Origin of the sequence: Actinomadura rubrobrunea NBRC 15275, from assembly GCF_001552235.1 — a bacterium.
GTDB classification, from domain to species: domain Bacteria; phylum Actinomycetota; class Actinomycetes; order Streptosporangiales; family Streptosporangiaceae; genus Spirillospora; species Spirillospora viridilutea.
Genome location: NZ_BCQU01000012.1, coordinates 66,461 through 92,431 on the forward strand (window position 1 = coordinate 66,461; position 25,971 = coordinate 92,431).

23 protein-coding genes, 1 tRNA gene and 1 pseudogene are annotated in these 25,971 nt (G+C 72.1%); 12 read left to right on the forward strand and 13 right to left on the reverse strand.

Translation table 11 applies throughout. The features are described from left to right. Nucleotides 1-446: 446 nt before the first annotated feature. The 5 genes from AR3_RS05750 (at nucleotide 447) to AR3_RS05770 (ending at nucleotide 5,260) form a co-directional block, all read left to right on the forward strand. Complete coding sequence (locus AR3_RS05750) at nucleotides 447-1,979, forward strand: DHA2 family efflux MFS transporter permease subunit (protein ID WP_227023252.1); 1,533 nt, start codon at nucleotides 447-449, stop codon at nucleotides 1,977-1,979. After that, on the forward strand, nucleotides 1,960-2,598 hold the full coding sequence (locus AR3_RS05755; protein WP_083950983.1) for an acyl-CoA-like ligand-binding transcription factor: 639 nt from the start codon (nucleotides 1,960-1,962) through the stop codon (nucleotides 2,596-2,598). The genes AR3_RS05750 and AR3_RS05755 overlap by 20 nt, the downstream gene beginning before the upstream one ends. A gap of 387 nt (nucleotides 2,599-2,985) precedes the next feature. Then, nucleotides 2,986-3,660, forward strand: a complete 675-nt coding sequence (locus AR3_RS05760; RefSeq protein ID WP_067909534.1) for a TetR/AcrR family transcriptional regulator — start codon at nucleotides 2,986-2,988, stop codon at nucleotides 3,658-3,660. Nucleotides 3,661-3,699: 39 nt separating this feature from the next. Then, nucleotides 3,700-4,632, forward strand: a complete 933-nt coding sequence (locus tag AR3_RS05765) for an MBL fold metallo-hydrolase (protein ID WP_067909537.1) — start codon at nucleotides 3,700-3,702, stop codon at nucleotides 4,630-4,632. Between the two features lie 223 nt (nucleotides 4,633-4,855). Beyond that, complete coding sequence (locus AR3_RS05770) at nucleotides 4,856-5,260, forward strand: ArsR/SmtB family transcription factor (protein ID WP_067909539.1); 405 nt, start codon at nucleotides 4,856-4,858, stop codon at nucleotides 5,258-5,260. Between the two features lie 218 nt (nucleotides 5,261-5,478). Here the strand turns inward: AR3_RS05770 and AR3_RS05775 are convergent, their stop codons facing one another. From AR3_RS05775 to AR3_RS05785, 3 genes are read right to left on the reverse strand one after another with little or no spacing between them, the layout of a single operon-like run. Beyond that, complete coding sequence (locus AR3_RS05775; RefSeq protein WP_067909542.1) at nucleotides 5,479-6,081, reverse strand: methyltransferase family protein; 603 nt, start codon at nucleotides 6,079-6,081, stop codon at nucleotides 5,479-5,481. Between the two features lie 18 nt (nucleotides 6,082-6,099). Continuing rightward, the gene (locus tag AR3_RS05780; protein ID WP_067909545.1) at nucleotides 6,100-7,023 is read right to left on the reverse strand and encodes a cation diffusion facilitator family transporter; all 924 of its coding nucleotides are present in this window, start codon (nucleotides 7,021-7,023) and stop codon (nucleotides 6,100-6,102) included. Next, nucleotides 7,023-7,673: a class I SAM-dependent methyltransferase gene (locus tag AR3_RS05785; protein WP_217998466.1), complete on the reverse strand. Its 651-nt coding sequence runs from the start codon at nucleotides 7,671-7,673 to the stop codon at nucleotides 7,023-7,025. Before AR3_RS05785 ends, AR3_RS05780 begins: the two co-directional genes overlap by 1 nt. 323 nt (nucleotides 7,674-7,996) lie before the next feature. Here AR3_RS05785 and AR3_RS05790 point away from each other — a divergent pair, with 323 nt between their 5' ends. Then, the gene (locus AR3_RS05790) at nucleotides 7,997-8,668 is read left to right on the forward strand and encodes a class I SAM-dependent DNA methyltransferase (RefSeq protein WP_227023251.1); all 672 of its coding nucleotides are present in this window, start codon (nucleotides 7,997-7,999) and stop codon (nucleotides 8,666-8,668) included. Between the two features lie 152 nt (nucleotides 8,669-8,820). Here AR3_RS05790 and AR3_RS32880 read toward each other — a convergent pair. The 7 genes and pseudogenes from AR3_RS32880 to AR3_RS05820 all read right to left on the reverse strand — a co-directional run. After that, nucleotides 8,821-8,901: pseudogene (locus AR3_RS32880) on the reverse strand (BBE domain-containing protein); the annotation flags it as partial. A 153-nt stretch (nucleotides 8,902-9,054) separates the two neighbouring features. Further along, entirely contained in the window at nucleotides 9,055-9,786 is a 732-nt protein-coding gene (locus tag AR3_RS05795; RefSeq protein WP_067909551.1) for a DUF554 domain-containing protein, read from the reverse strand. A 108-nt stretch (nucleotides 9,787-9,894) separates the two neighbouring features. Continuing rightward, nucleotides 9,895-10,410 carry a GNAT family N-acetyltransferase gene (locus AR3_RS05800; RefSeq protein ID WP_217998467.1) on the reverse strand — a complete coding sequence of 172 codons (516 nt, stop codon included), beginning with the start codon at nucleotides 10,408-10,410 and terminating at the stop codon, nucleotides 9,895-9,897. Between the two features lie 255 nt (nucleotides 10,411-10,665). Continuing rightward, the gene (locus tag AR3_RS05805; RefSeq protein WP_146150323.1) at nucleotides 10,666-11,088 is read right to left on the reverse strand and encodes a hypothetical protein; all 423 of its coding nucleotides are present in this window, start codon (nucleotides 11,086-11,088) and stop codon (nucleotides 10,666-10,668) included. A 317-nt stretch (nucleotides 11,089-11,405) separates the two neighbouring features. After that, nucleotides 11,406-11,999, reverse strand: a complete 594-nt coding sequence (locus AR3_RS05810; RefSeq protein WP_067909561.1) for a TetR/AcrR family transcriptional regulator — start codon at nucleotides 11,997-11,999, stop codon at nucleotides 11,406-11,408. 44 nt (nucleotides 12,000-12,043) lie between these two features. Continuing rightward, nucleotides 12,044-12,778, reverse strand: a complete 735-nt coding sequence (locus tag AR3_RS05815; protein WP_067909564.1) for an ABC transporter ATP-binding protein — start codon at nucleotides 12,776-12,778, stop codon at nucleotides 12,044-12,046. Continuing rightward, a complete protein-coding gene (locus AR3_RS05820; RefSeq protein ID WP_067909615.1) occupies nucleotides 12,775-13,905 on the reverse strand; it encodes an ABC transporter permease in 1,131 nt (376 codons plus the stop codon). Before AR3_RS05820 ends, AR3_RS05815 begins: the two co-directional genes overlap by 4 nt. A gap of 344 nt (nucleotides 13,906-14,249) precedes the next feature. Here AR3_RS05820 and AR3_RS29370 point away from each other — a divergent pair, with 344 nt between their 5' ends. Beyond that, nucleotides 14,250-14,471 (forward strand): DNA methyltransferase, encoded by a 222-nt coding sequence (locus tag AR3_RS29370; protein ID WP_083950985.1) that lies wholly within the window; start codon nucleotides 14,250-14,252, stop codon nucleotides 14,469-14,471. 654 nt (nucleotides 14,472-15,125) lie between these two features. On the opposite strand, the gene AR3_RS05825 is transcribed toward AR3_RS29370, so the two are convergent. After that, nucleotides 15,126-15,211, reverse strand: a tRNA-Leu gene (locus AR3_RS05825). Nucleotides 15,212-15,327: 116 nt separating this feature from the next. Here AR3_RS05825 and AR3_RS05830 point away from each other — a divergent pair. The 3 genes from AR3_RS05830 (at nucleotide 15,328) to AR3_RS05840 (ending at nucleotide 19,419) form a co-directional block, all read left to right on the forward strand. Next, nucleotides 15,328-16,638 carry a M20/M25/M40 family metallo-hydrolase gene (locus tag AR3_RS05830; protein WP_227023250.1) on the forward strand — a complete coding sequence of 437 codons (1,311 nt, stop codon included), beginning with the start codon at nucleotides 15,328-15,330 and terminating at the stop codon, nucleotides 16,636-16,638. A gap of 107 nt (nucleotides 16,639-16,745) precedes the next feature. After that, on the forward strand, nucleotides 16,746-17,510 hold the full coding sequence (locus AR3_RS05835) for a hypothetical protein (protein WP_067909571.1): 765 nt from the start codon (nucleotides 16,746-16,748) through the stop codon (nucleotides 17,508-17,510). A 295-nt stretch (nucleotides 17,511-17,805) separates the two neighbouring features. Continuing rightward, on the forward strand, nucleotides 17,806-19,419 hold the full coding sequence (locus tag AR3_RS05840) for a chaplin family protein (RefSeq protein ID WP_067909573.1): 1,614 nt from the start codon (nucleotides 17,806-17,808) through the stop codon (nucleotides 19,417-19,419). Between the two features lie 615 nt (nucleotides 19,420-20,034). On the opposite strand, the gene AR3_RS05845 is transcribed toward AR3_RS05840, so the two are convergent. Further along, nucleotides 20,035-20,259 (reverse strand): hypothetical protein, encoded by a 225-nt coding sequence (locus AR3_RS05845; protein WP_067909576.1) that lies wholly within the window; start codon nucleotides 20,257-20,259, stop codon nucleotides 20,035-20,037. Between the two features lie 366 nt (nucleotides 20,260-20,625). Continuing rightward, nucleotides 20,626-20,811: a DUF5703 family protein gene (locus AR3_RS05850; protein ID WP_067909618.1), complete on the reverse strand. Its 186-nt coding sequence runs from the start codon at nucleotides 20,809-20,811 to the stop codon at nucleotides 20,626-20,628. A 201-nt stretch (nucleotides 20,812-21,012) separates the two neighbouring features. On the opposite strand from AR3_RS05850, the gene topA reads away from it, so the two are divergent. Continuing rightward, nucleotides 21,013-23,724: a type I DNA topoisomerase gene (topA, locus tag AR3_RS05855; protein ID WP_067909579.1), complete on the forward strand. Its 2,712-nt coding sequence runs from the start codon at nucleotides 21,013-21,015 to the stop codon at nucleotides 23,722-23,724. 123 nt (nucleotides 23,725-23,847) lie between these two features. Then, nucleotides 23,848-25,875: a dTMP kinase gene (tmk, locus tag AR3_RS05860; RefSeq protein WP_067909582.1), complete on the forward strand. Its 2,028-nt coding sequence runs from the start codon at nucleotides 23,848-23,850 to the stop codon at nucleotides 25,873-25,875. The last annotated feature ends 96 nt before the right edge of the window (nucleotides 25,876-25,971 follow it).

Consider the following 25,971-nt stretch of genomic DNA (forward strand, 5'->3'; position numbering starts at 1 on the left):
GGCAGATTCCTTAGTCGGCGATCACGGAGGTCTGGAGCGCGCCGGGGGATCGCTCTGCCGGCAGACGAGCGTGCCGATCACGGCCATCGCAAGCTCGGCGCCGGATCCAGGGGAACCTTGCGGACGGCGACGGCTGGCCGCGCCGATGCCCAAGCCGAGTCCAGGCGTGTGACGCGTAACCGGCCAGACCTGGGGCGTCGGCAGGCACGGGTGGGCGGTCGAAGGCCACCAGCAGGACGTCGCCGTTGGTGCGTGGAGTGCGTCATTCACCGCCGGCAGCGGGCTGCGGGGGATCCGCCGTGTGTCGAACCGGTCCGCGAGGCGGCCGACCGTCGTGCGCAGTACTGGCGTCCAGGGCGTCGACCAAGTCTCTCCCGATGTTGACACACGCCATCTTTTGAGAGTTACTCTCATTTCATAGTGTGTGTCATTCGGAGGTGGCTTCCATGAAGATGGGGGACGCGCGGCGCTGGTGGGGGCTGGGGGCGCTCGCGCTCGCGCTGCTTGCGCTCGGTTTCGACCTGACGATCCTGAACGTGGCCCTGGCCACGCTCTCGGAGGAGCTGGACGCGAGCACCAGCGAACTGCAGTGGATCGTGGACTCCTACGTCCTGGTGTTCGCGGCCCTGCTGCTGCCCGCCGGGCTGCTGGGCGACCGGTTCGGCCGCAAGCGGCTGCTCCTGGCCGGGCTGGCGCTGTTCGGCGTCGCCTCGCTGGCCGGGGCCCTGGTGGACGGGGCGGACGCGTTGATCGCCGCCCGCACGTTCATGGGGGTGGGCGCGGCCACGGTGGTGCCGCTGTCGATGTCGATGCTGCCCGCGATCTTCTCGCCGCACGAGCGCACCCGCGCGATCGCGATCTGGTCGGCGTCCATGGCGCTGGGCCTTCCGCTCGGACCGCTGCTGGGCGGCTGGCTGCTGGAGAACTTCTGGTGGGGCTCGATCTTCCTGATCAACGTGCCGGTGGTGGCGGTCGGCGGGGTCGCGGTGGCGCTGCTGCTGCCCGAGTCGCGCGACCCGTCCGCGCCCCGGATCGACTGGGCCGGGTCGGCGCTGTCGATGGCGGGCCTGGTGGCGCTGGTGTTCGGGGTGATCGAGGGCCCGGTCCGAGGCTGGGACGACGGCGTCACGCTGGGCTCGTTCGGCGCGGCCCTGGCGCTGCTGACGGCGTTCGTCCTGTGGGAGCGGCGCGCCCGTGAACCGATCATGAACCTGGCCCTGTTCCGCGACCGCCGGTTCAACGGGGCGCTGGCGGCCGGCACGCTGGCCACCATGGTCATGGCGGGGGCGCTGTTCGTGCTGCCGCAGTATCTGCAGGTCGTGCAGGGCAATGACGCGCTCGGCACCGGCGCGCGGCTGATCCCGATGCTGCTCGGCCTGATGGTCGCCGGGGCGCTCACCGACCGGCTCGCCAAGCCGCTGGGCGCCAAGCCGCTCATGATCGCCGGGCTGTTCGTGCTGGCCGCCGGGCTGGGGCTGGGCGCGTTCACCGAGGTGGACGACGGTTACGGGTTCACCGCCGGGTGGCTGTCGCTGGCGGGCGTCGGCATGGGCCTCGCTCTCATCCCGGCGATGGACACCGTGCTGGACTGCCTGCCGGAAGAGGAGACCGGACGCGGCTCCGGGCTCGTCCAGACGCTGCGGCAGACCGGCGGGGCGCTCGGCATCGCCGGGCTCGGCAGCATCGTCTCCTCGATCTACCGCGACGAGTTCGACCCCGGCACGCTGCCCGCCGCCGCGGCCGAGACCGCCCGCGACTCGCTCGGCGGCGCCGCGGCGGTGGCGGCCCGGCTGGGCGACCCGGCGGTCCTGGCCTCGGCCCGTGACGCCTACGTCCAGGGCATGGACGCGGCGCTGGCGGTCTGTTCGCTCGCCGCCGTGACCGTGGCGGTGCTGGTGCTCGTCGTCCAGCCCGGGCGGCGGGGTGCGGCCGGTCCCGCCGATGACCCAGAATCGATGCATGAGCACGTCGCCTCCTGAGTGGGCGCTGGACCGGTTCGACGAGCATCTGCAACGGCTGCCGCTGCGCGAACGCAAGAAGCTGCGGACCCGTCGGGCGATCCAGGAGCACGCCCTCCGGCTCTTCGCCGAGCAGGGCTACGCGGCGACCACGGTGGAGCAGATCTGCGCGGCGGCCGAGATCTCGCCGAGCACGTTCTTCCGCTACTTCCCCACGAAGGAAGACGTGGTCATCGATGACGAGTACGACCCGATCCTGATGGAGGCGTTCCGGCGGCAGCCCGCGGACCTGGGGCCGATCGAGGCGCTGCGGGCCGCGCTGAAAGAGATCTTCCCGTTGGTCTACGAGCGGGAACGCGAGGGCGTGCTGGTGCGGACCCGGCTGATGATGACCGAGCCGGCGCTGCGCGCCCGCATGTTCGACGCGATGCGCTCCGGCACCCAGAAGGCGCTGGCCACCATGATCGCCGAGCGGACCGGCCGGGACCCCGGCGATCAGCGGGTGCAGGCGTTCGCGTGGGCGGTGCTGGGCGTGCTGATGTCGGCGATGTACGCCTGGCTCGACTCCGACGCGACCCTCGACCTGCCCGCCCTGGTGGACGAGAACCTGGAGTTCCTGGCCTCCGGCCTGGCGCTGTGAACGCGCCGCCCTGAGCCGACGGTGATCGCCTGCGGCGTCGCCCTCCTCGCCGTCGGTGCCCCTCGGGTCGCTGCGGCGGACGTCGGCAGATCGTCGCCGTCCTGGTCGACGCCTTTCGGACCTGATGGAGCGAGGTGCCGCCTCACCGGCTCGGCCGTCGGGCGCAGTGCCTCCTCCTCGTCCGAGGAGCGGGCGTTCTTCGAACGTCCCCGCGTTTGCCCTGGTCAGAGGCGATGCTGCGGGTGTAGTTGGACTGTACTGTAAAGTCTAATTCCGTACGTGTGAGAGAGGACGACTTCCATGGACGCCTCCGTGCGGAACCACTTGAGCGCTGCCCGTGACGTTCCCGGCCCCCGGGGCCGGTCTGCGAGCCGGGAGCGTGCCGACGTGCCCGAACAGGCGGGTGCGAACCGGCCGGGCACGGGGCAGAAGGCTGGACGCCGTCGGACCGCATCCGACGAGAAGATCCTCAAGGCGGCGAAGGAGCTGTTCCTGGCCGACCGCTACGACGGCGTCACGCTGGACCGGGTCGCGGAACGCGCCGGAGTCTCGCGGCAGACCGTCTACAACCGCTTCGGCTCGAAGGAGACGGTGTTCCGGGAGATGGTCCGCCACCACTGGTCGGAGTTCGCCGGCCCGGACCGGCGGCTCGTCGAGTGCGACGCCGACGCGAGCGCCGAGGAGGTGCTCCGCGCGTTCGCCTGGTCGATGCACCGCTTCGCGACCGAGAGCGAGCAGATCCGCTTCGCGCGGCTCGTCGTGGCCGAGTCCGGGCGGCTGCCGTGGATCGCGGACGAGTTCTACCGCATCGGCAAGGGCCCGGTCGTGGCCGCGTTCGCCGAATGCCTGGACGGTCTCGTCCGCGCAGGGCGCCTGCGATGCCCGGACACCCGCCTCGCGGCGCGCCAGTTCATGGGCCTCGTCCAGGAATTCCTCGTCTGGCCGGGGGTCATGGGCTTCGAGGAGGAGGTCGCCGACCGGCCTCCCGCGGACGTGGTGATCGAGGAGGCCGTGCGCACCTTCCTGGCCCGCTATGCGCCCGAGTCCCAGGGGTCTTCCTGAACCCCTTGTCAATCCGTCTCGTTCACTCGGAGTTCCGTGATGCCCGAAGACACCATCGTTCTCGGCGACGTCGAGATCACGCGCGTCGTCGAGTGGTCCGGCCCCGTCCGGACCGTCCGGTTCATCATCCCCGACAGCACCGAGGAGATCTGGCAGGACAACCGGGACTGGCTCGCGCCGGACTTCTGGACGCCCGACGACGACGCCTACCGCTGCCACATCCAGACCTGGGTCCTCCGCAGCGAGGGACGGACCATCCTGGTGGACACCGGCGTCGGCAACGACCGGGAGCGTCCGCAGATCCCGCTGTTCGCCGGGCTGAAGACCGACTACCTCGAGCGCCTGCGGCGGACCGGCGTCGAGCCCGAGGACGTCGACGTCGTCGTCAACACGCACATCCACTACGACCACGTCGGCTGGAACACGGAGCTGCGCGACGGGGAGTGGCAGCCCACCTTCCCCAACGCCACCTATCTGATCCCCCGCGCCGACTACCTCTACTTCAACCCGGAGAACCCCAGCCGGACCAGGGCGCCGCGAGACGAGCACGAACGCATCCGCTGGGAGGGCGGCAAGCTGGTGTTCAACGACAGCATCGCCCCCGTCTACCGAGCCGGACAGGCGGTCCTGTGGGAGGGCGCCTACAGGATCGACGGCAACCTCCTGCTGGAGCCCGCGCCGGGTCACACCCCAGGGTCGTCCGTCCTCACCCTCCGCTCGGGGACCGACCGGGCCGTGTTCGTCGGGGACATGATGCACAGCCCCGTCCAAGTCCTCGAACCCGGATGGAACAGCTGCTTCTGCGACGACCTCAAGCTCGCCGCGAAGACCCGCCGCGCCTACCTCTCCCGCGCCGCCGAGCTGGGAGAACTCGTCATACCGGCGCACTGGCCGGGGCATGGAGCCGCCGAAGTCCGCAAGGACGGCGACGGCTTCGCCATCAGCGCGTGGGCCCCCTTCTCCCGAGACTGAGGACGTCCGGGCCGCCGCCCTCCAGGTCCGGAGCGTTGTGGGCGCAGCGGTACGCGAGCGGCGACATGCCCAGGTACGGGGAGAAATGGCATGGATGTCGACAGTCCGTGCCGCAGATATGGAACCGCCTGCCAGGCGGCAAGGACGACTTCCCCGCCGACGACAGGATCCCCGCGATGTTCCAGCCTCTGTGAGTGACTAAGAAAACCGTTATCATCGCGATATGGCGATTGATTCTGACCGTGGAATGACGCCGTTGGACGGACTGGCGCCGGCGGCCGCGCTGTTCCGTTCGCTCGCCGATCCGGTGCGGTTGTCGATCGTGCAGCGGCTGTCGCGCGGCGAGGCCCGCGTGGTGGACCTGACACGTGAGCTGGGGCTGGCCCAGTCCACGGTCTCCAAACACCTGAGCTGCCTGCGCGACTGCAAGCTGGTGGACTACCGCGCCGAGGGCCGCCAGTCGTTCTATTTCATCGCCGCCCCCGAGTTGATGGATCTGCTGCGCTCGGCCGAGCACCTCTTGAGCGCAACCGACCGCGCCGTCGCACTGTGCCCCGCCTATGGGACCGCCGCCCGGCAGAACCGCGAGGACTCCGTCGCCCCGACCGAGCCGGTGGCGGGCGGCTGACCAGCGCGGCGCTCGGCCCGTCCCCGCGATGGAAAGCGCCATTGACCTGGAGGGGGCGGGGGGCCGGTGGTCGCAGCCATCGTCGACAACCGCATGGACGACGATCGTGGCGATCACCGCTGAAACGATCGCGATCTCAGGGGCGCTGGTCGCCTTCGGGATGGGGCTCGGTCATCGAGGTCGCCGCCGCAGTCGCCTGGACGACGCCGGAATGTCTTTCATGGGAGGCGTCCGATGCCGGGGAGGAACCGACCGACGCGGGCGGCGTAACCGCGGTAGGCGTCGCCGTGGACGCGTAGCAGGTAGGGCTCTTCGACGGCGCGGACCTGCACGTGGATCGCGGTCACCGTCAGCGCCAAGCCGACCAGGGAGATCACGTTCGGGACCATGGCGGCGAGCCCCGCAGCGGTGACGATCATTGCGGTGAAGATGGGATTGCGGACCACGGCGAACGCGCCCCCGGTGACCAGACCGGTGCGTTCGTTGTCGTCGACGACGATGCGCCACGAACTGCCCATGGACGCCTGCGCCGCCAACGTGGCGGCCGCGCCGGCCGCGGCGAGGACCGTCCCGGAGATCTGGACGGCGAGCCGGTCCAGGAAGCCGATCGGACCCAGGCCGGCCAGAGCGGCGATGGGGCCGGCGGCACCAGTGATCAAAGCGACGACGAAGAGCATCCGGGCCCACCACTGGACGGTGCCGCGGCGCAGCCCTCCGCCGCGGAATCCGGTGTCGCCGGTACGACGCCATTGCAACCAGCTGCGCAGGCCCAAGGCCAGCGCCGCCCAAAGCAGGTAGACGGTCAACGCGGTCAGCGCCATGAGGGGTTCCTTCGGGGATCACCAGCCGACTTCGTCGCACCCTTCGTGGTCGGCGGGCTCGACCTGCAGGGTTGCGTGGGCGATGGCGTGGCGGTCGCGGAGCAGTTCGCGGGCGCGGTCCAGGACCGCGTGCGCGTCGGCCTGCTCGGTCGTGACGAGGTGGGCGGTCGCCACGTTCATGCCGGAGGTCAACGTCCACAGGTGCAGGTCGTGGACGTCCTGGACGCCTGGAACGGCGGCCAGTTCCGCGGCCACCGCGTCGACGTCGAGCCCGGCGGGGGCGTGCTGGGCCAGCACCGCCAGCACCTGACGGCCCAGGCCCAGGGCGCGGACCACGACGAACACGGCGATGGCGAGCGCGACCACGGTGTCGAACAGGACCCGGCCCGTGGTGGCGACCAGGATCCCGGCCGCGATCACTCCGACCGATCCGGCCGTGTCGGCGAGCACCTCCAGGTAGGCGCCCTTGACGCTCAGACTCTCGGCGGCGCCCGCGCGCAGCAGCGCGAGCGCGGCCAGGTTGACCACCAGGCCCAGCGCGCCGACCACCAGCATCGGCCTGGAGGAGACCTCGGCGTCCGCGCCGATCCGGCCCAAGGCCTCGACGACGATGTAGACGGCGGTGCCCAGCATCACCAGCACCGCGAACCCGGAGGCGAACACCTCGGCCCGGTAGGACCCGTAGGTGCGGCGGCCGGTGGTGTCCCGCCGTGCTGCGATCTTGGTGGCGACCAGAGCCGCGGCCAGGGTCACCACATCGGCGGCCATGTGACCCGCGTCGGACAGCAGCGCCAGCGACCCTGAGAGCAGCCCGTACGCGAGCTCGACGGCGAAGAGCGAGCCGATGAGGACGAAGGCCGCGCCCAGCCGTCGGCGGTGCCGCCCTCCGGCGTGCTCGGTGACCTGAGCCGCACCGTGCCCGTGGCCGTGTCCGGCGCCCATCACGGCTGCCTTTCGGAGGCCGCGCCAGGACGGTCACGGGGGACGGACTTCTGCGCCACGCCGAGCACGAAGTCACCGAACACCAGCTCGCGGCTGGCGCGGACCGTGAGGCCGTGGTCGTCCAGGACGTCCAGGAAGCGCCGGCCGGTGAAGCGGTCGTGTTCGGGGTGATCGAACAGCAGGCGGTAGCTCGGCCGGGCCAGCGCGTGGGCGGTGACCTCGCCGAAATAGAAGAGACCGCCTGGTCGCAGCACGCGCGCCACCTCGGCCACGGCCTTCCGCCACTCGGGTATGTGATGGATGATGCCGTTGTCGAACACCGCGTCGTACGTGCCGTCCCTGGGCACCAGTCCCGTGAGGTCGGTGGCATCGGCGACTCCGACGCGCACCCGGCCTCGGTAGCGGGCCAGTCGGCGACGGGCGCGGGTGACCATCGCGGGGTCCAGGTCGATCGCGTCCACTCGTCCGGCGCCGAACCGCTCCAGGATCAACTGCACGCCGTAGCCGGAGCCGCAGCCGATTTCCAGGGCCCGCGCTCCCTCGTCCAGCGGACCGCCCATGCGCAGGAGCAGCGGTGTCTCGTACCACCGTTGCACCCACCGCCGCGGCGGGCTGTTGATCAGCGCGGTCTCGACGCGGTTCATCAGCATCCCGGTGCCCCTTCCCGAATCATCGGGATACATAAATATCATCGTGATTTGTCGATGAGAAGGGGCGGCTTCCTCGCCCCGTACTGTCAGGAGTGCCCCGCAGGAACGGGAAGGTGTGGCAGGCAGGGGACCGAGGCCACGGCGTAACCGGGACGGGCGTAGCAGGGCAGCCGCACCCCGCGCGCCGCGGCCGCAATCCGCCACTTGTCCCAGAACAGCGGGGCGCCGGGGCTGCCGTGTTGCATGATCACGGGTGTGCCGGTGGGGTCACCGGTCTCCAGATGAACACGACAAGCAAAACGGAAGGCGTCGGAGATTCGGCCGTGGACAGTGATCCCGCCATTGATGAGACGGTTCGGGCCACCTATGACACGGTCGCCGAGGACTACGCGGCGCAGTACACCGACGAACTGCGGGACAAGCCGCTGGACCGGGGGCTGATCGAGGCCTTCGCCCACCAGGTGAAGGCCCTGGGCCCGCAGGTCGGCGACCCCATGGCCGCCGACGTCGGATGCGGCCCCGGCCACATCACCCGGTTCGTCGCCGACCTCGGTCTTCCGATCATCGGCGTCGACCTGTCCCCCCGGATGGTCGAGCTCGCCCGCGGCCTGCACCCCGACATCGCGTTCCACGAGGGATCGATCACCGCGCTGCCGGCCGCCGACCGGCAGTGGACGGGGCTGATGTCCCTCTACTCGATCATCCACACGCCGCCGGAGCTGCTGCCTGCCGTGTTCACCGAGTTCGCCCGGGTGCTGCGTCCCGGCGGGCGCCTGCTGCTCGCCTTCCACGTCGGCGACCAGAAGGTGCACCTGGACGAATGGTTCGGCCACGCCGTCTCCCTGGACGGCTGCCTGCTCGACCCCGCGCACGTCGCCGGGTTGCTGGAGGCCGCGGGCTTCGCCGTCGACGCCAGGGTCGAACGGCGCCCCTACCCCGGCATCGAGCTCTCCACCGACCGCGCCTACCTCTTCGCCCAGCGCACCGCGGACTGACCGCGGCACCGTCCCGCGGACCGCCACCGGCGCCGGTCCGCGGGACCTGGCGCCGCCCACCGTGCCCGCCCCGTCGCCACCCCAAGACGAGCGCCGCCCGAATGGGCGTGGTCGGGACGGTGGCCGCCGGGATTTGTGATTCCGGGGTCATGTCAGCCGCCCGGAACCGACTGCTGGAGACGGAACACGCTGTCCGGGGCGTAGTCAGCCTTGCTCTTCCGCAACCGCGCGAAGTTCTCCGCGTAATTGGCGTTCCGTCAGTAGGTCAGATCCGGGTCGGGGAAATTGAAGTGGACCCACCCCGGTGCCTCACGGGTGAACGGTTGACGTCCGCCCCGATGTCCCCTGCGGGCGGGTGAGGGGCGTGATGTCCGTTCGCGCGCACCTCAGCTCTGTACGGAAAGGATCACGACGGTGGCCAGCGGCCCCGCCACGAGCGCAGGCAGCAGGTTCGCCACCGGGATTTCCTTCAGTTCGAGCATCCGCACTCCCACACCGAGCACGAGGACCCCGCCGATGGCCGACATGCAGCTCACCACCACCGGATCGATGCCGGCTCCGGCCGCCTTCGCGATGAGTGTCAGCCCGCCCTGGTAGACGCCCAGGGGCAGGAGTGAGAAACCGACACCCCAGCCGAGTCCGGAGGCGAGGGCCAGCGCGGCGAACCCGTCCATGAGGGACTTCACCGCCAGGATCTGGACGTTCCCCCGGAGGCCGTCCTCGAGGGAGCCGAGGACGGCCATGGGACCGATGCAGAACAGCAGCGTGGCGGCCAGGAACCCGGTGAGGAACGTTCCTTCGCCGTCGGAGGAGAAGCGGCGCTCGAGGAACATGCCGAGCCGCCTGAGCTGCCACTCGATGTCGACCAGCCCGCCCAGCAGCCCGCCGACCACCAGCGACCCCAGCACCACCAGGGCCGCCGCATCGCCGATCCGCTCGGCGAACGGGCCGGTCAGCGCCTGGGTCGCCTGCTGCACCCCCAGGACGATGATGAACAGGGCGATGGCGCCGAGCACCAGGTCGCGCTGCTTCTTGGAGACGCGGTCGCCGAGCAGCACACCGGCCACCGTGCCGACCGCGATGGCCACGACGTCGAGCAGCGTCCCCAGCCCCGTCACGCCAGTCTCCTCCGCAGCCTGCGAGCCGCCTTTACACCCGCCCGGGTGCCTGCTGATCCCTGCCGGTACTTGACGCTACCTGCCGGTGCCTGCCATGGGGGCGACAGCTCAGCGCAGGACGCGGCGGTAGCGGACCTCCTCAAGCGGGAACCCTCGCGTGTCATCCTGCTTCACGGTGCCGTCCGCGCGCCAGCCGCCCGCCTCGTAGAAGCGCCGCGTCCGGTCGTTGCCCTTCAGCACCCACAGGGCGGCCTCCCGGTACCCCGCGCTCGCCAGGTTCTCCAGCCCCGCGCGCATGAGCCGGCCGCCGACGCCCTCACCCCAGTGCCGCGGGTCGACGTAGATCGTCGCGACCTCCCCGACCATCTCGGGGGACAGGTCGTGGTCCCGGACCGGGTTCATGCCCAGGAACCCCACGACCCGTTCGTCCCGCACCGCGACGAGAAGGCCGCTCCGAGGCCAGTCCGCCTCCCTGATACGGCGTTCCCACACCGGTCGCCGCTGCCGGGGATCCAGCTCGTCCAGGTACCACTGCGGGACGAGTCCCCGGTAGGCCGCCTGCCAGGACCTCACATGGACGGTGCTGACCGCCTCGGCGTCCTCTGGTCGGGCACGTCTGACCAAGAGAGTTCCCACCGGCATACGATCCAAGGTACGGGCCGGGCAGGGCGATGCCTTCTGTTCTGGCGTCCTCATCCCCGCCTCTCGGGGGCGGTGAATACGTTCCGGGCCGGGTCGAGACCGAGCGCCGGGTGGCCGCGTGCAGGTGCGCAGCATCACCCCACAGCAACGTGCACCACAGCAGACGGCAGGGGGAGGGGGCCGTCAGGAACACGCCCTCGGCGACAAGCTGGGACACCACGGCGGGGCGTCGCCGCGTCAGCGAAGCGCCGCCGCCTGCCGGGCAAGCCGCGCCGAGCCGAGACGCTCGGCAAGGTCGGCGACCTCGTCGAGGACTCGTGCGGCCTCTGCATCCTCGTGCAGTGCTCGCAGAGACCGCGTCTGATCAAGGCGGTAGTACGCCACCCATTCGGCGTGACGCACCTCGGGCGACAGCGCGTCGAGTCCAGCCGTCAGCAGCTCGACCGCCTTCTTATGCCGTCCCAAGTACTGGCAGGCGAGCCCGTGCTGCATGGTGAGCATGTCGGGATTGAAGAAGTAAATCCACGGCGGTTCATCCTCGGGGTGTTCGGCGGCCTGCGCGGTCAGCTCACGCGCGTTGTCGAACCCGCGGCCGGTGCCGGCCGCGTCGCCGAGGACCGCCAGGCCACGTGCCTCCTGCTGCACGGCCAGTGCTCGCACGCCCGGACACGGTCGCTCGTCTACGACCGGTGCTCCAGCTCCTGAAGAGCTGAGTGTTCGACCTGCTCAGCCAGGTCCCCGCACCGCCGTAGGCGCGTGCCGCCGCCTACCGCGCGGCCGCCGACATGCCCGGGGTCACCGCCATGGGCGAGGTCGCGGACGAGCGCGGACGCTAGGGCTTCGGACTGCGCGTCCAGAGCGGGCGCGACGTCGTCGGCATCGTGGTCACCACGCCGTCCCCTGCCGCGTTCGGTGTGTGTCCACGGGGGCGACAGCCTCAGTGACGCCACCGGCACGATGTCGACGTGGGACGGCCGTCACGTCGGACGTGTCGGCGTGGAGTTCAGGTAGGGGGCGAGCAGTTCGCGGGCGAGGCGGCGGGCCGCGCGTTCGGACAGGCCGTCCTCGATCATCCGGCTCAGGGTGTAGACGAGGGACTGGACGAGTTCGGCGGTCCGGTCGGGGTCGTACGCGCCGTGGTCGGCCAGGGCCGCGCGGAGCGGCGTCTGGAGTTCGTCATGGAGGAGGCGGCTTGAGTTGGCGAGTGCGTCGGTGCGGCCGGTTGCCGCGAGGGCGCGGGCCAGCGCGTGGTCTCCGCGGGCGACGAGGCGGAGGTTGGCGTTGACGTAGGCCAGGACACGGTCGCCGGGGGTCCTGGCCTTGTCCATCTGCTGCCGGACGTACGCCGACCAGCGGGGGAAGGTGTCGACGATGAGGGCGTCGAGCAGATCGTCGCGGGACGAGAAGTAGGCGTACACGCTGGAGCGGGCGAGCCCGGCCCGGCGGGCGACCGCCGCCAGGCTGGGGGCTCGCTCGGTCTCCTCGGAGAGCAGGGCGCGGGCGGCGTCGAGCAGGGCCGCCCGCTGCGCGGCCCGATGCTCGGCGACGGTCGGCGCCTGGATCTTCGGCACACTGCCCCCTCTCTCACCGGCCGCGGCGCTGGCGGGACTGCCCGTCAGCCGAGTGCGGCCAGTCGCCCGTCGATCATCTCGTACACGGTGTCACAGTGTTCGAGGACGTCGTGGTCATGGGTCACCATGACGGCCGCCACGTGGTGCTGCCGGGCTTCGCGGGCGAGCAGCCGGACGATGTCGTGGCTGCGCGCCCGGTCCAGGGCGGCGGTGGGCTCGTCGACGAGCAGCACGCTCGGCCCGGTCACCAGGGCCCGGGCGATGCCGACCCGCTGCCGCTCCCCGCCGGACATCTGGTGCGGGTACCGGTCGGCCTTGTCCGCCATCCCCACGTCCTCCAGCAGCGCGAGCGCGGAGCGGCCGGAACGCTCGCGGCGCGGCCGGAACCGCAGCGGCAGCCGGAGCTGGTCGAGGGCGGTGAGCGCCGGGACCAGGTTGCCGGACTGGAAGACGAACCCGATGTGCTCGCGCCGCAGCTTCGCCCTGGTCCTGGCACTGGCGGCCGTGATGTCGATCCCGGCGACCGTGACCGTGCCCCGGTCCGGGCGGGCGAGGCCGCCGGCCACCGCGAGCAGGCTCGACTTGCCGGCGCCGGAGGGGCCGACGATCGCGGCCAGCTCGCCGGGGCGAACGACGAGGTCGACGTTGTCGAGGGCCTGCACGGTCTCGGTGCCGTCGCCGTGCTGGAGGCAGACCCCCTCCATGTGCAGTCCCGGACGGTCGGGCGCGCCGGTGGCGCCTTCCTGCGCTTCGGCGGCGGGCGTGGCCTGGTCGGTCATCGGTTTCCTCCGAGGGCGGTGGCCGGGTCGATGGACGCGATCCGGACTACGGCGGTCCCGGCGCCGACGAGCCCGAGCAGGACGAGCCCCGCGGCGGCGGTCATGACACTGGGCGCGCTGAGCGCGAACGGCGCGCCTCCCCCGGTGATGAGCGAGCCGAGGCCGACACCGATCCCCGCGCCGACCGCGACGGAGGCCAGCAGCAGGATGAACGCCTGGGCGAGTGCGTCGCGTAGCAGCCACCCTCTGGACGCCCCCATGGCGCGCAGCACGGCGATCTCGTGCTTGCGCTGGATGGTCCAGACCGCGAAGAACGCCCCGACGACCAGCGCGGAGATGACGTACAGGAATCCCTGGATGAGCTGGAGCGTGGACGTCTCGGCCGTATAGCCGGGCGAGGCTCCGAAGGACTCCTTCAGAGTGAGGCTCTCGGTGCCGGCGGCGGCGTCTCCGGCGGCCAGGTCGACGGAGGCGCCGGGCTTGGCGCGCACCGCCACGGCGGTGATGTCCTGAGTGGCGTGCGCGGGCACGGGGTCGCCCGGCGCCACCCCGGCCTTGATCAGCTGCCAGGTTCGCAGGGGCACATAGGCCACGTCGACGTGACCGAAGGTGTCCTGCCCCGCGGTGGCGCCCACGACCCGCAGCTTCGTCCCGAGCCGGTCGACCGTGATCGTGTCACCGATGTTCAGGCCGGCGTCCAGCGCCGTGCCGCTGACGACGATGCCGTCCGCGTCGCTCAGCCGCGAGCCCTTGCTCACCTCGGGCGAGAGGAACGACTCCGGCGCCACCCCGAACAGCGCGAGGTCGATCTCCACGCCCCGGTCGCTCTTGGCGTTGATGAGCGTGTTGCCGTAGGGGGCCGCCTCCGCCACACCCGGCCGGCCCCGCCAGACGTCCACGGCGGACATCCTCACCACGCTCCGGGAGAAGGCGGAGTCGTGCTGGACGCCGCGCTCGAACGCGAACGAGGTGACCGGCAGGTTCTGCAGCCCGGACACCCCGTCCCTGACCAGCCCCACCGACAACCCGGACAACATGACCATGAGGACCGCGATCAACCCTACGACGGCTCCCATCAGCCCGAACCGGACCTTGGCGAACCGCAGCTCACGAACGGCGAGGAACATCAGCCCCACACCCGCTTCTTTATCGACGGCATGTCGGCAAGATATCAACACGATGTCGCCAACTTGCCTCGGGTGCCGCGACCGCCTCAACGCGCCCTGCCTGGTGAGCTCGTCAGACTTCGCGGATGATCCGACGCCGCCCCTTCCTCGAACCGGCCCGTCGCGGTCCTGGACCCGCGCGTCCGGACGGGACCGGCCGATGCCGCCGCTGGCCGACGCGTTCGGCGCCGACAGGCCGTTCCGCGAGCTGCTCACCGGGCTGAACGACGTCGTTTCGCGCACGTGGAAGCAGGCCTGAGGCCCGTCATGCCCGACAACGCAAAGGCCGCTATCTGCCTGAGTCGATGCGGCAGCCGGGCAAGATGCTTCCCGCCCTGGCCGCCCGCGTGATCGAGGCGTTCACCAGCCCTGGTGCGTTGGTCCTCGACCCGATGTGCGGCATCGGAACGACCTTGGTGGAGGCGGTCCACCTTGGCCGGTCTGCCGCGGGCATGCCGCTGGAGCCTCCCGCAGGAGCACGCCCCGGCCGACAAGATCGACCGTCCCCGGGTCGTCCATCTGCGTGAAGCCGAAGCGTCGATCCCGAGCGATGCCTGGCTGCCGACCGCGTTCGGACCGGAACGCATCGAGGCGACCATCGCGGCTCTGGCCGCCCAGACGACCCAGGTGGATCAAGAAGCCGAGGCGGAGATCACCAAGAAGCCGGCGCCTGCAGCCGCCGGCTCGCCCGGTACCGGGCCGCGCTCGACGCCGGAACCGATGCCGTCGAGGTCATCAAGTGGATCACCGAGGCCAAGCAGGAACGTGCGCGGCTCGAGACCGAGCGGCGCAGGGCGTCCTGGGTGCGGCGGCCTGGGCGTCGAAGGACCGGACGGCCTGGGGGAGGTGAACACGGCCTTGCTGACTCCCTTGCTGACTCGACGCCTCCTGCCGGCGGTGCGGTCTGACGTCGTACGAGCCGGTGTCCCGCGGCGGCGTCTGCGTCGTCCGTTGGACCGGTCGCACGAGACGCGCGGTCTTCGAACCTCCAGGGGCCGCCGGGCGCGGGCTGACGAGTGGTGGCAGGCGCGCATGCTCGGCGCGGACCTGAAACCGCGGTCCCGGGAGCCGGCGGCACAACCATGCGTGGGGCCGCGGTACCGGACGGCGGTGTGAGCGTCGATGAACGCAAAGTGCGGGTCGAGGCTCGCTCGACCCGCACCGTAGAGGCTTCGGGTTCGTGTCCGAGGGGGGACTTGAACCCCCATGCCCTGTGAAGGGCACTAGCACCTCAAGCTAGCGCGTCTGCCTATTCCGCCACCCGGACGAGTACGCGGCAGATCGCCGCGGCGGAATCACGATACCAAACGTCCTGACTCGCGGCGAAGTCGATCGCGGGGCACCATGGTCGGGTACGCGAGCCCAGGTGCGAAGGTGATCATTGTGGCCGTTCAGCCGACCGCGGAGGACGAGGTCGTCCGGCTCTGCCAGGAGCTGATCCGGATCGACACCAGCAATCCCGGCGACCACTCGGGGCCCGGGGAGCGGGGGGCGGCGGAGTACGTCGCGGAGAAGCTCGCCGAGGTGGGGCTGGAGCCGCGGGTACTGGAATCGCACCCCAAGCGGGCGAGCGTGGTCGTCCGGGTCGAGGGCGAGGAGGCCGGCCGGGACGCGCTGCTGCTGCACGGGCATCTGGACGTGGTGCCCGCGCAGAAGGAGGACTGGACGCGCGACCCGTTCGGCGGGGAGATCGCGGACGGGTGCGTGTGGGGCCGCGGCGCCGTCGACATGAAGGACATGGACGCGATGATCCTCGCGGTCGTCCGGCAGCGGCTCCGGGAGGGGCGCAGGCCCAAGCGGGACCTGGTGCTGGCGTTCACCGCCGACGAGGAGGCCGGCGGCGTCTGGGGCGCCCAGTGGCTGGTCAAGGAGCATCCGGAGCTGTTCGAAGGGTGCACCGAGGCGATCGGGGAGGTCGGCGGCTTCAGCCTGACCGTGCCGGGCGACCGGCGGATGTACCTGATCGAGGCCGCCGAGAAGGGCATCGCGTGGATGCGGCTGACGGCCAAGGGGACCGCCGGGCACGGGTCGATGGTGCACCCGGACAACGCGGTGACCGCGCTGGCGGAGGCGGTCGCGCGGCTCGGGCGGCACGAGTTCCCGATCCGGATGACCAAGACGGTGCGGGCGTTCCTGGAGCGGGCGTGCCAGGCGTACGGGGTGCCGTTCGACCCGGAGCGGCCGGAGAAGAGCCTGGAGCAGATCGGCCCGCTGGCGCGCATGATCGGGGCGACGCTGCGGAACACGCTCAACCCGACGCGGCTGGACGCCGGCTACAAGACGAACGTCATTCCGCAGAAGGCGACGGCCGAGGTCGACGGGCGTTTCCTCCCCGGATACGAGGATGAGTTCTTCGCGACCGTGGACGAATTGCTCGGACCGGACGTGGAACGCGATTTCGTCTACCACGACCGGGCGCTGGAGACCGACTACGAGGGCGCCCTGGTGCAGGCCATGGAGGACGCCCTGACCTCGGAGGATCCGGGGGCGCTGCCCGTCCCGTACTGCCTGAGCGGCGGGACGGACGCCAAGGCGTTCGCCCGGCTCGGCATGCGCTGCTTCGGTTTCGCGCCGCTCCGACTTCCCCCGGATTTGGACTTTTCCGGAATGTTCCACGGGGTGGACGAAAGGGTCCCGGTGGACGGGCTGCGTTTCGGCGTGCGCGTTCTTGACCGTTTCCTCGACCGCGCCTGAGTTTTCTTGGGGAAGGTTTCCCGAAAACCGGTGCGAGCGCGTTGCGTGGTGCTAACGTCACTGGACGTGAGCTGACGGGCTCTTGACTCCGGTCTTGAGGAGGACCAGTGGCGTACGACCCGGTGCGGTTGCGGACGGTCGCCGCTTCGCTGCGCCGTGTCGCGCTCAGCCGGGGGCTGCGTCGTCTGGTCGTGGTGACAGGGCTGGCGGTCGCCGGGTGGCTGCTCGGCGGCCTCGCCTCGCAGGCGGCGCACGCCGACACCGCGCCCGTGCCGTCCGAGGGCGAGGCGGGACGACGACTGCACGACGTCGTCCGCGGCGTCGCCGCGGCGTTCTCGGGAAAGGCCGGGAACACCGTCGAGCGGTCTCAGCCGCCGTCCGTGGAGACGCCGATCAGCAGTGAGTCCGGCGGTGACGCGGACGCCCGTCCGGACGACGCCGCGGCGTCCCCGCGTCCGCCTGTCGCGGAGGGCGCGCCACGGGTGTCCGTGCCGAAGCCGGTGCGGGCGGAGCGAGCGGAGACGAAGCCCCGTCCGGCCGCGCAGCCGAGCAAGCGGCGGGCGAGTATCCTGCCAGCGCAGGTCGTGAGGCGGGACGGCGCGGCGCGCCGTGAGGCGCATGCCGAGACGCGGCGGTCGGCTCCCGCCGCTCCGGCGCCCGCCCCGGCGGCCCCGGCCCCCATGCCCGACCAGCAGGTCGGGACGCTCGCGGGCGCCACCGGGCCGGTGCTGCCCGGAGGCGGGCTCGGCGGGCACCTCACCCGCTGGAGCTGGCAGGCGCCGCCGCCCGTGTGGTCGCCGGTGCGCGCCCCGCGCTCGATCCCCGTGGCCGTCCGCACGGCCGTGGACGAGCCGTCCTTCTCACCTGACTAGTCATCCAAGCTCCGGTCCGCGTCCGGCCGCCGTCCCGGCGCCGGACGGACGGACCGGGAACGTGCCCCTCACGCGGTGAGACGAGCACGCGAACGCGCGCAGACGCGCGGTGCCCGCGGCCGGTGAGCGCAGGCACGTCACCCCCATGGAGATCCGGGGCGACGCGTCCGAGACGCGGCGTGTGCCCTCGCCTGCGCGAGACCGCCGCGTCGGGCGCACGGCACGTGCCCGCCGCGTCAGCGCCCGCGGATCTCGATCGTCCATCCATCCAGTTCATCTCCCCGAACGGAGCATCATGCGAACCTGGGCCAAAGGGACCGCCGCACGTGCGGCGCTGCTGACCGCGGGATTCGTCGCGCTTGGCGCGGGACCCGTCCTTCCCGTCGACGCCCTCGCCGACACCACCAACGGCGCGTCCAGCGTGCTCGGCGGCAACCAGGTGAACGTGCCGATCTCGGCGCCGATCGACATCAGCGGCAACTCGGTCGCCGTGGCGGGCACCGCGGGCGCCTCGTCCCAGGGCGGCGCGCGGGTCGACAACGGGACCGGCGGCGGTGGCGGCCAGGCCACCTCCGGGCGGTCCAGCGTGCTCGGCGGGAACCAGGTGAACGTGCCGATCTCGGCGCCGATCAGCGCCTGCGGCAACACCGTCGCGATCATCGGCACCGCCGGCGCGAACTGCACGGGCAGTGCCAAGGTGACCGGGAACGGGACCGGCGGCGGTGGCAGCCGGGTCACCACCGGCCGGTCCGGTGTCGGTTCCGGCAACCAGGTGAACGCCCCCATCAGCGCCCCGGTCGACGTCTGCGGCAACGCGATCGCGCTGCTGGGCATCGCCAGCGCGAACTGCACGGGCAGCGCCAAGGTGACCGGCAACGGGACCGGCGGCGGTGGCGGCCAGGGCACCTCCGGGCGGTCCAGCGTGCTCGGCGGGAACCAGGTGAACGCGCCGATCTCGGCGCCGGTCAACGCCTGCGGCACCGCCGTGGCGATCCTCGGCATCGCCGGCGCGGGCTGCACGGGCGGCGCCAAGGTCGTCGGCGGCGGAAACGGCGGCGGGCAGCGCACCACCGGCCGGTCCGGTGTCGGTTCCGGCAACCAGGTGAACGCCCCCGTCAGCGCTCCGGTCGACGTGTGCGGCAACGCGATCGGCAACGCGCTGGCCTCGTGCGACGGCGGCGCGACCGTCCGCGACGGCGGCTCCGACTACTACGGCTCCGCCGGGCAGGCGACGTCCGGGACGCGCTCGGTGCTGTCCGGCAACCAGGCCAACGCGCCCGTGGCCGCCCCGGTCAGCATCTGCGGCAACGCCGCCGCGCTCATCGGCCAGACCGGCGCGTTCTGCCGCGGCGGCGCCCACACGCGCACCGGCTCCGGCGGCGGGCAGAGCACCTCGGGCAGGAACTCCGTCGCGGGCGGCAACCAGGTCCACGCCCCGGTGAAGATCCCCGCCAACGTGTGCGGCAACGCCGCCGCCCTCATCGGGACCGCGGCCGCGGCCTGCAAGGGCACCTCCGTCGCCACCGGGTCGAACACCCCGGGCGGCTACACCACGGGGCGCGGTTCCGTCGGCGGCGGCAACCAGGTGACCGTCCCCGCGGAGGCCCCCGCCGCCGTGTGCGGCAACGCGGCCGCCGTCATCGGCCACTCCGAGCCGGTGTGCCAGGACGACCCGTACGGCTACGGCTACGGGTACCGCGCCACCGGCCCCCTGCCCGAGCCGGTGGCGAAGGCTCCGCTGAGCCTGCCGCTCACCGCCCAGGCGAAGAAGGCGCTGACCAGCGGCCTGGGCACCGCGAGCCCCGCCGGGGCGACGCGGCGCGTCGCGACCCCGGTGAAGGACGTGCCGGCTCCCGTCGCGAGCACCCCGCTGCCGGGCGTCCTGCCGCTGGGCAAGGGCATCAGCTGATCACGCGCCGAACGGCGTGACCGGCAGGGGCGGCCGGCCCGAGGCCGAGGGGCCCGACGGCCGACGCCGCCCCCCTGTTCCGACGACTCCGGCACGGTGCGGGAGCGGGTGCCGCGGACCGCGATCTCCGGGGCGCTGAAGCGGTCCGCCGCGTCCGCCCCGCACCGCCGCTGAGAGGCCGCGGACCTCATGAGCCGACGAAGCCGATCAGCCGACCGGGCCGGACCCGACCGCCGTCCACACCATGGACCTGGCGGACGGGCCGGCCCGGCGGCCGTTCCGGCTGCGGCACGGGGGAGGGCCCGGCTCCGAGCGGCTTCCACCTACGCCACAACCGTGCGGGGCATCCAAGCCGGCGGTGTGTCGTCGGCCCTGCCCCAAGGGGACCGCAAAAGGCCACGACTGTCGGGATCAACCGCACGGGCGTCGTGCTCGTGGCGGGCCTGCAACGCCTGCGAGATCAGCTCGCCGAGGCGGACGCGGTCGTAGTACAGGGCGTCGGCGGGAGCCTGGCGGGCAGGGCGGGGTGGTCGAAGTCGTCGGGGGGCGCGGGCACGGGGCGCGGCTGTAGCGCCTATGACCGCGTGTCAGGTCTTCCGGACGAGTGGTGTGTTGTCACCTCTCCTCGAGGGTGAGCGTGTCGAGCCCATGGCTTTCGGGGGCGACCATGGGCATGGGCATGGCGCTGTTCGGGACGGGCGCCCTGATGAGCAGCGACCCGGCGTTCGCCCACGCGGGCAGCGGTGTCGCCGGATGCCCGGCGAGCAGGTCGGTCAGCTCGTCGGCAGAGCGGCCGGGCTCCAGGTCGTCTCGCCGCCGTACTGGGTCTGGGGTGGCCATTCTTCGGCGTCTCGAACGTGTTGCGCTGGGGCGGCTGTGTGTGGGGGCCGTGAGCGTGTGGGGCTTTGGTGGCTGGTGTGAGTGAGTTGTGGGCAATGGGGGTAGGCGGGGGCAGCGGTGGGGTGGGAAATGTGTGGCGAAACGGCTAGGGGCGGAGGAATTCTGATGGGGGTCCGGCGCCGTAAAGGGCCTTGATGCAGAGGGTGGAGTGCTCTGACGGCGGGGGCGGATGTCGTGAGAAGAGAGGTCGGAGTTATCGGCGGGGGCGGCTGTGGGAGAGGGTGGCCGGTCTGGGCCGACTATGGTTACCGCACGTCAGGATGCGGGCACGCGGTGCTACCCTCCGGCTGGGCGAGACAGGAGACGTCAGAACGTACGGACCTGGCGAATGATCTTCCGACGTAGTTGGATTCGACGGCTTCCGTCGGGGTAGAGGCGGAGTCGGTCGAGTTCCCAGCCGCCGTACTCCGCGTGCTCGGTCATGATCTGCCGGGCGACGTCACGAGTGGTGCCGCGCGGCAGCCGTAGAACAAGGTAGGTGTACTCCACCATTGCGACCATTATGACCCGGTGAACGCCAGGAGAACAGCCGTCGGGCGGACCGCCGCGACGGCCATGTGTCCCGGCCGCCGCCGCGACGTGTCATCCTGTCTGAGGTTTGCCGCGGCGGGGACTCGCGGGCATGGACGTCGAGTCGTGCGACGTTGTAGGTACCCGGGTTGAATGAGACCAGACAGCGAGGTTGGAGCGACTGTGCCAGCCAAGAACGGCACTGCGAAGCGTGGTCAGGGCGGGGGGAAGGGTACCCGCCTGGTGATCGTCGAGTCGCCGGCGAAGGCCAAGACGATCGCCGGGTACCTGGGCCGTGGCTACGTCGTGGAGTCCAGTATCGGCCACATCCGGGACCTTCCCGGGAGCGCCGCCGAGGTGCCGCCCGAGTACAAGGACAAGCCGTGGGCCAAGCTCGGCGTCGACGTCGAGAGCGACTTCCGCCCGCTGTACGTGGTCAACGCCGACAAGAAGCAGCAGGTCGCCAAGCTGAAGAAGCTGCTGAAGGAGGCCGACGAGCTCTACCTGGCCACTGACGAGGACCGCGAGGGCGAGGCCATCGCCTGGCACCTGCAGGAGGTGCTCAAGCCCAAGGTGCCGGTGCACCGCATGGTCTTCAACGAGATCACCGCGGAGGCCATCCGCCGCGCCGCCGCCAACCCGCGCAGCCTGGACCTGCGGCTGGTGGACGCCCAGGAGACCCGGCGCATCCTCGACCGGCTGTACGGCTACGAGGTCAGCCCGGTGCTGTGGGTGAAGGTCAAGCAGGGGCTGTCGGCCGGGCGGGTGCAGTCGGTGGCGACCCGGCTGGTGGTCGAGCGGGAGCGGGAGCGCATCGCGTTCGTCCCCGCGCACTACTGGGACATCACCGGCGAGTTCGACACCGGCAAGGACGACGAGCCGCGGCGGTTCAAGGCCGGGCTGATCTCGGTCGACGGCAAGCGGGTCGCCCAGGGCCGCGACTTCGCCGCCGACGGCACCCTGAAGTCCCGGGACGTGCTGCACCTGGACGAGGAGGCGGCGCGCGGCCTGGCCGAGCGGCTGTCGGGCCGGCCCTACGAGGTCACGGCGGTCGAGCAGAAGCCGTACTCGCGCAAGCCGTACCCGCCGTTCCGCACCACCACGCTGCAGCAGGAGGCCAGCCGCAAGCTGGGCTTCTCCGCCAAGTACACGATGTCGGTGGCGCAGAAGCTGTACGAGAACGGCTACATCACCTACATGCGGACCGACTCGGTCACCCTGTCGGAGACCGCGATCACGGCGGCGCGGCGGCAGGCGGCCACGCTGTTCGGCAACGAGTACGTACCGGACAAGCCGCGCGTCTACACCAGCAAGGTCAAGAACGCGCAGGAGGCGCACGAGGCGATCCGCCCGGCGGGGGACGTGTTCCGCACCCCGGCCGAGACCGGCCTGACCGGCGACCAGTTCCGCCTGTACGAGCTGATCTGGAAGCGCACCATCGCGTCCCAGATGAAGGACGCGCAGGGCCACTCGGTGTCGGTGCGCGTGCGGGGCGTGTCCGCGGCGGGCGAGACCGCCGAGTTCGGCGCGACCGGCAAGACGATCACGTTCCACGGGTTCCTCAAGGCGTACGTGGAGAGCGCCGACGACCCGTCCACCGACCGCGACGACCAGGAGCGGCGGCTGCCGGCGCTGGAGCGGGGCGACGCGCTGTCGGCGCGCGCGGTCGAGGCCGAGGGGCACTCGACGCGTCCGCCCGCCCGCTACACCGAGGCCAGCCTGGTCAAGGAGCTGGAGGACCGGGAGATCGGGCGGCCGTCCACCTACGCCTCGATCATCGGGACGATCCTGGACCGCGGCTACGTGTTCAAGAAGGGCACCGCGCTGGTGCCGTCGTTCCTGGCGTTCGCCGTGGTCAACCTGCTGGAGCGGCACTTCGGCAACCTCGTCGACTACGACTTCACCGCGCACATGGAGGACGGCCTCGACGAGATCGCCCGCGGCGAGGCCGAGCGGGTGCGCTGGCTGACCCGCTTCTACAAGGGCGAGAACGGCGACAAGGGCCTCAAGGCGCTGGTCGAGCACATCGACGACATCGACGCCAAGGGCATCAGCTCGTTCCCGATCAAGGGCAGCGACATCGTGGTGCGGGTCGGCCGGTACGGGCCGTACCTGGACCGCAACGGCGAGCGCGTCAACATCCCCGAGGACATGGCGCCCGACGAGCTGACCGCGGAGAAGGCCGAGGAGCTGTTCGCCCGGCCGAGCGGCGACCGGGAGCTGGGCGTCGACCCGGAGACCGGCCACGTGATCGTCGCCAAGAGCGGACGGTACGGGCCGTACGTCACCGAGATCCTGCCGGAGGAGGCGCCCCCGGCCGACGGCGAGAAGAAGAAGCGGACCAAGGCGCCCAAGCCGCGCACCGCGTCGCTGTTCCGGTCGATGAGCCTGGAGACGATCACGCTGGAGGACGCGCTGCGGCTGCTGTCGCTGCCGCGGGTGGTGGGCGAGCTGGACGGCGAGACCGTCACCGCGCAGAACGGCCGGTACGGGCCGTACCTGCGCAAGGGCTCCGAGAGCCGGTCGCTCGGCTCGGAGGAGGAGCTGTTCACGGTCACGCTGGAGCAGGCCAAGGAGCTGTTCGCGCAGCCCAAGCAGCGGGGCCGGGGCCGGGCCGCGGCGTCCGCCGAGCCGCTGCGGGAGCTGGGCGAGGACCCCGAGAGCGGTCGCAAGATCGTGGTGAAGAACGGCCGGTACGGCCCGTACGTCACCGACGGCGAGACGAACGCGAGCCTGCGGCAGGGCGACGACCCGCAGACGATCACGATGCAGCGGGCGGTGGAGCTGCTGACCGAGCGGCGGGAGAAGGTCGCCGCGTCCGGCGGCGCCAAGAAGAAGACGGGCGCCAAGAAGACGACGACCCGGCGCCGCGCGTCCGCCAAGTCCGGCTCCTGAGCGTGGCGGGGCGGGAGCGCTCCGTGATCGGCGTCGGCGTTCGGGCGAGCGCGGGGAAAGCGTCTTCGATTCGCTGCCGAGAGGTACCCCCAACGTGATGGCCGCGCCGATACGCTGACCAACATGACCAGAACGGGCGCCCTCCCGCCGTCGCATGCCGCCGGGTCCGCCGGTGCGCGGTCGACCGATCCGTTCCGCCGGTTGTGGCTTGCGTTGTCGTTGTCCGGGCTCGGCCACTGGCTGAGCGTTCCGGCGCTCGCCGCGGCGGCCGCCGGGGCCGGTGACGATCCGGCCGCCCGAGTGCGGCTCGCCGGCGCGGTCCTCGTGCTGATGGTGCTGCCCGCGGTGTTCCTCGCGCCGCTGGCGGGGCTGGCCGCGGCGCGGCTGGACGGGCGGCTGCTGCTCACGGCGGCCGACGCGCTGCGGTTCGCGCTGGTGCTGCTGGTGCCCCTGGTGGATCTCACGCCGTGGACGCTGGCGGCGGCGTTCCTGGTGGCGCTGCTGGCGCTGCCGTGGTCGGCGGTGGCGGACGCGGCCGTCCCGGAGCTGGTCGATGAGGAGCGCCTGCCGCGGGCGCGCCGCGCGGCGCTGCGCGCCGTCTACGGGACGGCGCCGGTCGCGGCGGTGCTGTACGCGGTGCTGGCGGTGATCGCGCGGACGGCGGACCTGGCCGATCTTCCGCTGTTCGCGGCGGCCGCGGTGTTCCTGGGCGCGGCGGTGTCCGTCGTCCTGCTGCGCGAGCTGCCGGCGGGGACGGCGCCGCGGGCCGCGCAGTGGCCGCCGCTGCTGCTGTTCCGCGGCGCGCCCGTGCCGGGCGGGCTGTTCCCGGCGGTCGCCGCGGCCGTGCTGGCGTGCGCCGCGATCGCGGCGGTGGCCGTGGGGCACGCCCGCGAGATGGGAGGCGGCGACGCCGGGTTCGGGGCGATCCTCGTCGGCCTGACGGTGGGGCTGGCGTTCGGGATCTTCCTCGGGCCGCGGGTGCTCGGCCCGTTCAGCCGCCGCCGGCTGCTGGCGCTGGCGGTGGTGGCGGCCGCGCTGCTGCTGGTCGTGGTCGCGCTGGCGCGGGACCTGGTGGTCGCGGCGTTCGTGACGTCGTTCGTCGGCGTCGCGGCGGGGATGGCGTGGTCCACCGCCGCGGGCCTGGCGGGTGCGGCGGCGGACGCGGCGCAGGACGCGGCGGCCGCGGCGTCGGCCCGGCTGCGGGCGGTGGCGCTGGTGACCGGGCTGGTGGCGGTGGCGGCGCTCCCGCCGGCGGCCGGGGCGCTGGGCGACCACGAGCTCGGGTCGGCGTACGAGCTGGCCGGGACGGGCGCGGTGCTGCTGATCGTGGCGGTGCTCGCGCTGGCGGCCGGGCTGGTGGCGTTCCGGAGGCTGGACGACCGGCGCGGCATTCCGCTGCTGCCGGACCTGCGGGCGGCGCTGCGCGGCGAGGTCTACACGCCGCCGGAGCAGGGCGCCGCGGAGGCGGCCCCGCGCAACCGCGGCGTGTTCATCGCCTTCGAAGGCGGCGAGGGCGCGGGCAAGACCACCCAGGCGCGGCTGGCGGCGATCTGGCTGCGCGACCACGGCTACGACGTGGTCACCACGCACGAGCCGGGCGCCACCAAGATCGGCATGCGGCTGCGGGCGATGCTGCTGGACAAGCAGAACACCGGGCTGTCGGCGCGGGCGGAGACCCTGCTGTACGCGGCGGACCGCGCCGACCACGTCGCGAATGTGATCCGGCCCGCGCTGGAGCGCGGCGCCATCGTGGTCAGCGACCGGTACGTCGACTCCTCCCTGGCCTACCAGGGGTACGGGCGGGGCCAGCCGGTCGACGAGATCGCCCGGATCAACGCGTGGGCGACCGGCGGGCTGGTGCCGGACCTGACCGTGCTGCTGGAGGTGCCGGCGGAGACGGGCCTCGGGCGGCTGGCGTCCCCGGCCGACCGCATGGAGTCCGAGCCGCGCGACTTCCACGAGCGGGTGCGGGAGGGCTTCCGCGAGCTGGCCGACGCCGACCCCGACCGCTACCTGGTGGTGGACGCGAGCCTGCCGCAGCAGGAGATCAGCCGCATCGTGCAGGACCGCATCCGGGAGATCCTGCCCGACCCCGTTCCGGCGGGCACCGAGGACGTCACCAGCACCTTCCCCGCGATCACCGACGTCTGAGCCCGCGGCGGGCCGTAGCCTTGGGGGCGAGCGAGCCGGGCGGCGCGGCGGCGCCCCCGCGGCGGGCGAGGCCGCGGTGAGGGGCGCGGCCCGGGC

What these genes read in the sequence shown, in the direction of transcription:
- AR3_RS05780 (WP_067909545.1), bottom strand. Translation starts at nt 7,023, where the DNA reads ATGGGCGCCGGACACGGCCACGGGCACGGTGCGGCTCAGGTCACCGAG.
- AR3_RS05770 (WP_067909539.1), top strand. Translation starts at nt 4,856, where the DNA reads ATGGCGATTGATTCTGACCGTGGAATGACGCCGTTGGACGGACTGGCG.
- AR3_RS05765 (WP_067909537.1), top strand. Translation starts at nt 3,700, where the DNA reads ATGCCCGAAGACACCATCGTTCTCGGCGACGTCGAGATCACGCGCGTC.
- tmk (WP_067909582.1), top strand. Translation starts at nt 23,848, where the DNA reads ATGACCAGAACGGGCGCCCTCCCGCCGTCGCATGCCGCCGGGTCCGCC.
- AR3_RS05815 (WP_067909564.1), bottom strand. Translation starts at nt 12,778, where the DNA reads ATGACCGACCAGGCCACGCCCGCCGCCGAAGCGCAGGAAGGCGCCACC.
- AR3_RS05820 (WP_067909615.1), bottom strand. Translation starts at nt 13,905, where the DNA reads ATGTTCCTCGCCGTTCGTGAGCTGCGGTTCGCCAAGGTCCGGTTCGGG.
- AR3_RS05755 (WP_083950983.1), top strand. Translation starts at nt 1,960, where the DNA reads ATGAGCACGTCGCCTCCTGAGTGGGCGCTGGACCGGTTCGACGAGCAT.
- AR3_RS05845 (WP_067909576.1), bottom strand. Translation starts at nt 20,259, where the DNA reads ATGGCCACCCCAGACCCAGTACGGCGGCGAGACGACCTGGAGCCCGGC.
- AR3_RS05840 (WP_067909573.1), top strand. Translation starts at nt 17,806, where the DNA reads ATGCGAACCTGGGCCAAAGGGACCGCCGCACGTGCGGCGCTGCTGACC.
- AR3_RS05775 (WP_067909542.1), bottom strand. Translation starts at nt 6,081, where the DNA reads ATGGCGCTGACCGCGTTGACCGTCTACCTGCTTTGGGCGGCGCTGGCC.
- AR3_RS05750 (WP_227023252.1), top strand. Translation starts at nt 447, where the DNA reads ATGAAGATGGGGGACGCGCGGCGCTGGTGGGGGCTGGGGGCGCTCGCG.
- AR3_RS05785 (WP_217998466.1), bottom strand. Translation starts at nt 7,673, where the DNA reads ATGCTGATGAACCGCGTCGAGACCGCGCTGATCAACAGCCCGCCGCGG.
- AR3_RS29370 (WP_083950985.1), top strand. Translation starts at nt 14,250, where the DNA reads ATGCGGCAGCCGGGCAAGATGCTTCCCGCCCTGGCCGCCCGCGTGATC.
- AR3_RS05850 (WP_067909618.1), bottom strand. Translation starts at nt 20,811, where the DNA reads ATGGTGGAGTACACCTACCTTGTTCTACGGCTGCCGCGCGGCACCACT.